At 68.8% G+C, this 6,189-nt stretch carries 4 protein-coding genes; 2 read left to right on the forward strand and 2 right to left on the reverse strand.

Annotation, left to right across the window (positions count from 1 at the left end):
• Window positions 1–1,223 (reverse strand): DUF2252 domain-containing protein (locus J7E97_RS35150; RefSeq protein WP_215035699.1); only part of this gene is annotated, 1,223 nt, incomplete at its 3' end.
• A 157-nt stretch (window positions 1,224–1,380) separates the two neighbouring features.
• Here J7E97_RS35150 and dnaE point away from each other — a divergent pair.
• On the forward strand, window positions 1,381–4,923 hold the full coding sequence (gene dnaE, locus J7E97_RS35155) for a DNA polymerase III subunit alpha (protein WP_215035694.1): 3,543 nt from the start codon (window positions 1,381–1,383) through the stop codon (window positions 4,921–4,923).
• Between the two features lie 84 nt (window positions 4,924–5,007).
• On the opposite strand, the gene J7E97_RS35160 is transcribed toward dnaE, so the two are convergent.
• Entirely contained in the window at window positions 5,008–5,178 is a 171-nt protein-coding gene (locus J7E97_RS35160) for a hypothetical protein (RefSeq protein ID WP_215035696.1), read from the reverse strand.
• A 219-nt stretch (window positions 5,179–5,397) separates the two neighbouring features.
• Here J7E97_RS35160 and J7E97_RS35165 point away from each other — a divergent pair.
• A partial coding sequence (locus tag J7E97_RS35165) for an NYN domain-containing protein (protein ID WP_215035698.1) occupies window positions 5,398–6,189 on the forward strand: 792 nt, incomplete at its 3' end.

Genomic DNA, 6,189 nt, shown 5'->3' on the forward strand with positions numbered 1-6,189 from the left:
AAGCCCTGCTCGTCGGCGGCGATGGCCGCGTCGATGGCCCGCTCCGTGGAGAAGGGGACCAGCGTCTGGCCGCTCTGCTGCTCGTCCGCCGCGCCGTGCATGGTCGCCGTCGCCCGGCCCAGGTCCGCGACCACGGCCGCGATCTCCTCCGGGTCGTCCAGGTCCGACCAGTCCAGGTCCACCGCGTACGGGGAGACCTCCGCCACCAGCTGCCCGGACCCGTCCAGCTCGGTCCAGCCCAGCCACGGGTCGGCGTGCGCCTGCAGGGCCCGCTGGGAGATCACCGTGCGGTGTCCCTCGTGCCGGAAGTACTCGCGCACCGCCCGGTCGGTAATGTGCCGGGACACGGCGGGGGTCTGCGCCTGCTTGAGGTAGATCACGACGTCGTTCTCCAGGGCGTCGCTGTGGCCCTCCAGCAGGATGTTGTACGAGGGCAGGCCGGCCGAGCCGATCCCGACGCCCCGGCGGCCCACCACGTCCTTGACCCGGTAGGAGTCGGGCCGCACCAAGGACTCGTCGGGCAGGGTCTCCAGGTAGCCGTCGAAGGCGGCGAGCACCTTGTACCGGGTGGCCGCGTCCAGCTCGATGGTGCCGGCGCCGGGGGAGAAGCGGCGCTCGTACTCGCGGATCTCGGTCATCGAGTCGAGGAGCGAGAAGCGGGTGCGGCTGCGGGCCGCGCGCAGGGCGTCCAGCAGCGGGCCGTCGGCGGTGTCCAGGGTGAAGGAGGGGACCTCCTCGTTCTTGGCGCCGGTGGCCAGCGCGTGGATGCGCTCGCGGTAGGCCGCCGCGTAGGTCCGCACGAGCTCGCTGATCTGGTCGTCGCTGAGCGCCTTGGTGTAGCCGATCAGGGCGACGGAGGCCGCGAACCGCTTCAGGTCCCAGGTGAACGGGCCGACGTACGCCTCGTCGAAGTCGTTCACGTTGAAGACGAGCCGGCCGTTGGCGTCCATGTACGTGCCGAAGTTCTCCGCGTGCAGATCGCCGTGGATCCACACCCGGCCGGTGCGCTCGTCCAGGTACGGTCCGCCGTGCCGCTCGCGCTCCAGGTCGGCGTAGAAGAGGCAGGCCGTGCCCCGGTAGAAGGCGAACGCGGAGGCGGCCATCTTCCGGAACTTGACCTGGAAGGCCGTCGGGTCGGCGGTGATCAGCTCACCGAAGGCGATGTCGAACACGTCGAGTATCTGCTCGGCGCGCTGCTCGTCGGTCGTCTCGGGAACCGCCATGGCGGGTACCTCCAGGTGGTACGGGGTGGAGCGCTTTTCGGACAGGTGCCCTTGGCTCTGCAACGCATGACCGTACCCGCCGGTGCCCCTGATCTGTCACCCGGGAGACGTAGGATTCAGAGCTGCCGCCCCTCTCTCCCCTCCGGAGGCCCCCACCGTGACCAAGACGCCGTTCACGCACCTGCACGTCCACACCCAGTACTCCCTGCTGGACGGTGCCGCGCGGCTGAAGGACATGTTCAACGCGTGCGAGGAGATGGGCATGAGCCACATCGCCATGTCCGACCACGGCAATCTCCACGGGGCGTACGACTTCTTCCACACCGCGAAGAAGGCCGGAATCACCCCGATCATCGGGATCGAGGCCTATGTCGCCCCGGAGTCCCGGCGCAACAAGCGCCGCATCCAGTGGGGCCAGCCCCACCAGAAGCGCGACGACGTGTCCGGTTCCGGCGGCTACACGCACAAGACGATCTGGGCGGCGAACGCCACCGGCCTGAACAACCTCTTCCGGCTGTCCTCCGACGCGTACGCCGAGGGCTGGCTCACCAAGTGGCCGCGGATGGACAAGGAGACCATCAGCAAGTGGTCGCAGGGCCTGATCGCCTCCACCGGCTGCCCCTCCGGCGAACTCCAGACGCGCCTTCGCCTCGGCCAGTTCGACGAGGCCCTGAAGGCCGCCTCCGAGTACCAGGACATCTTCGGCAAGGGCCGGTACTTCCTGGAGCTGATGGACCACGGCATCGAGATCGAGCGCCGGGTCCGCGACGGCCTGCTGGAGATCGGCAAGAAGCTCGGCATCCCGCCGCTGGTGACGAACGACTCCCACTACACGTACGCGAGCGAGGCCGGCGCCCACGACGCCCTGCTCTGCATCCAGACCGGCAAGAACCTCTCGGACCCGGACCGCTTCCGCTTCGACGGCACCGGCTACTACCTGAAGTCCACGGAGGAGATGTACGCCATCGACTCCTCGGACGCCTGGCAGGAGGGCTGCGCCAACACGAAGCTGGTCGCGGACCAGATCGAGACGGAAGGCATGTTCCAGTTCCGGAACCTGATGCCGAAGTTCGACATCCCGGACGGCTACACCGAGGTCACCTGGTTCCGTGAGGAGACCATGCGGGGCATGCACCGCCGCTACCCCGCGGGCATCCCCGAGGACCGGATGAAGCAGGCCGAGTACGAGATGGACACGATCATCTCGATGGGCTTCCCCGGCTACTTCCTCGTGGTCGCCGACTTCATCATGTGGGCCAAGAACCAGGGCATCGCGGTCGGCCCGGGCCGAGGCTCCGCGGCCGGCTCGATCGTCGCGTACGCCATGGGCATCACCGACCTCGACCCGATCACCCACGGCCTGATCTTCGAGCGCTTCCTGAACCCCGAGCGCGTCTCCATGCCCGATGTCGACATCGACTTCGACGAGCGCAGGCGCGTCGAGGTGATCCGGTACGTCACCGAGAAGTACGGCCAGGACAAGGTCGCCATGATCGGCACCTACGGCACGATCAAGGCCAAGAACGCGATCAAGGACTCCGCGCGCGTCCTCGGCTACCCGTACGCCATGGGCGACCGCCTCACCAAGGCCATGCCCGCCGACGTCCTCGGCAAGGGCATCTCGCTCTCCGGCATCCTCGACCCCACGCACCCCCGCTACGGCGAGGCCGGCGAGATCCGCGGGATGTACGAGAACGAGCCGGACGTCAAGAAGGTCATCGACACCGCCCGCGGCGTGGAGGGCCTGGTCCGCCAGATGGGCGTGCACGCCGCCGGCGTGATCATGTCCAGCGAGACCATCACCGACCACGTGCCGGTCTGGGTCCGCCACTCCGACGGGGTCACCATCACCCAGTGGGACTACCCGAGCTGCGAGTCGCTCGGCCTGCTGAAGATGGACTTCCTCGGCCTGCGCAACCTCACGATCATGGACGACGCCGTCAAGATGGTGAAGGCCAACAAGGGGATCGACATCGATCTCCTCGGCCTGCCGCTCGACGACCCCAAGACCTTCGAACTGCTCGGCCGCGGCGACACCCTCGGCGTCTTCCAGTTCGACGGCGGGCCCATGCGCTCCCTGCTGCGCCTGATGAAGCCCGACAACTTCGAGGACATCTCCGCCGTCTCGGCCCTGTACCGGCCGGGCCCGATGGGCATGAACTCGCACACGAACTACGCCCTGCGCAAGAACAAGCAGCAGGAGATCACCCCGATCCACCCGGAGCTGGAGGAGCCCCTCGAAGAGGTGCTCGCGGTCACCTACGGCCTGATCGTCTACCAGGAGCAGGTCCAGAAGGCCGCCCAGATCATCGCCGGGTACTCGCTCGGCGAGGCCGACATCCTGCGCCGCGTGATGGGCAAGAAGAAGCCCGAGGAGCTGGCGAAGAACTTCGTCATCTTCCAGGAGGGCGCGAAGAAGAACGGCTACAGCGACAAGGCCATCCAGGCCCTGTGGGACGTCCTGGTCCCCTTCGCCGGCTACGCGTTCAACAAGGCGCACTCGGCCGCGTACGGCCTGGTCTCCTACTGGACCGCCTACCTCAAGGCGAACTTCCCGGCCGAGTACATGGCGGGTCTGCTCACCTCGGTCAAGGACGACAAGGACAAGTCCGCGATCTACCTGAACGAGTGCCGCCGCATGGGCATCAAGGTGCTCCCGCCGAACGTGAACGAGTCGGAGCCGAACTTCGCCGCCCAGGGCGACGACGTGATCCTCTTCGGCCTCACCGCGGTGCGCAACGTCGGCAGCAACGTCGTCGAGTCGATCATCAAGACCAGGAAGGCCAAGGGGAAGTACTCCACGTTCCCCGACTTCCTGGACAAGGTCGAAGCCGTCGTCTGCAACAAGCGCACCGTCGAGTCCCTGATCAAGGCCGGCGCCTTCGACGAGATGGGCCACACCCGCAAGGGCCTGGTCGCCCACCACGAGCCGATGATCGACAACGTGGTCGCGGTGAAGCGCAAGGAGGCCGAGGGCCAGTTCGACCTCTTCGGCGGGATGGGTGACGAGAGCGCGAGCGACGAGCCGGGCTTCGGCCTCGACGTCGAGTTCTCCGACGTGGAGTGGGAGAAGTCCTACCTGCTCGCCCAGGAGCGCGAGATGCTCGGCCTCTACGTCTCCGACCACCCGCTCTTCGGCCTGGAGCACGTCCTCTCCGACAAGACCGACGCCGGCATCTCCCAGCTCACCGGCGGCGAGCACGGGGACGGCGCCGTCGTCACCATCGGCGGCATCATCTCGGGCCTCCAGCGCAAGATGACCAAGCAGGGCAACGCCTGGGCCATCGCCACCGTCGAGGACCTGGCCGGCTCCATCGAGTGCATGTTCTTCCCCGCCACCTACCAGCTCGTCTCCACCCAGCTGGTCGAGGACACCGTCGTCTTCGTCAAGGGCCGCCTGGACAAGCGCGAGGACGTCCCGCGGCTGGTCGCGATGGAGATGATGGTCCCCGACCTGTCCTCCGCCGGAACCAACGCCCCCGTCGTCCTCACCATCCCCACCGTCAAGGTCACCCCGCCGATGGTGACCCGGCTGGGTGAGATCCTGCGCCACCACCAGGGCAACAGCGAGGTGCGGATCAAGCTCCAGGGGCCGCGCACCACCACCGTGCTCCGCCTCGACAAGCACCGCGTCAAGCCCGACCCCGCGCTCTTCGGTGACCTCAAGGTGCTCCTCGGCCCGTCCTGCCTGGCCGGATAGCCGCCGCCGTACGGATGCCGCGCGCGAGGGGCCCGCCCCGGTCGACCGACCGGGGCGGGCCCCTCTCATGCCCGCACGGAGGCGTCAGTTGTGGCCGAAGCGCTTCTCGCGGCCCTTGCGGGCCATATCGGCCGGTGTCGCGTGCGAGATCCGCTGTTCCGCCTGATCGGTCATCGACGAACCCTTGGACTGCTCGGCGCCGCCCGGGGACGAGGACTTCTGCTGATCCCTGCTCTGCTTCTTGTTCTTGGCCATGGGGGAACCTCCGTGAGGGTCTAGGGGCCAGGACGCCTTCACACTCACACAGGGCCGGAAACGGCGCATTTTGGATCATTACCGCGCGTAGCCGGTGCTCGCCGCCGCTCCCCTGAGAGATACGCCACGCCGATGATCGAGTTCCGGCCGTCCAGGCCGTTGCCGTCGGGCAGACTCGGGGAAACCGCGAAATACACAGAGGACCCCCAGGGGAAGAGGGTGGTACGCGTGGACCGCTGCGTCGTCCTGGTGGACGCCGGCTATCTGCTGGGCGCCGCCGCGAGCCTTCTCGCGGGAGAGCCCTCCCGCTCCCGCATCACCGTCGACCATGCGGCGCTCATCCAGGGCCTGCGCGAGCGCGCCGAGGCCGACACCGACCAGCCGCTCCTGCGGATCTACTGGTTCGACGGAGCACCCGACCGGGTGCCCCAGCCCGAGCACCGCCGACTGCGCGTCATGCCCCGCGTCACCGTCCGCCTGGGCGCCCTGACCCGCAGCGACGGCCGTTGGGCACAGAAGGGCGTCGACGCCGCCATGCACGCCGAGCTCACCGAGCTGGCCCGCAACCGCGCCTGCTCGGACGTCGTGCTCGTCACCGGTGACGGGGACCTGCTGCCCGGCCTGATGTCCGCCAAGGAGCACGGGGTCGCCGTCCACCTGTGGGCCGTCCAGGCCGCCGACGGCGACTACAACCAGTCCGAGGACCTCGTCGCCGAAGCCGACGAACGCCGCGTCCTGGACCGTACGTGGATCACCCGGGCCGTCCGCGCCCGCGACCTCACCGGCCTGTGCTCCCCGGCGCCCGCCCCGCGCCCCGAGATCGCGGCCATCCTCTCCGCGCCCCTGCCCGAGGCGGCCCTCGCGGAAGCCGCCCGCAGCAACGGCAGCGGGCCCCCGGCGAGCGTGGAGCCCGAGGAGGGCGGCGTACCCGCCCCGGCGTCCTCCTCCGCCGCCACCGGGAAGACCGTGCCCACCCCCAAGGACCTCGCCGGCGCCCTGCGCGCCCCCGGT

It is taken from the genome of Streptomyces sp. ISL-66 (assembly GCF_018614135.1).
Lineage (GTDB): Bacteria > Actinomycetota > Actinomycetes > Streptomycetales > Streptomycetaceae > Streptomyces.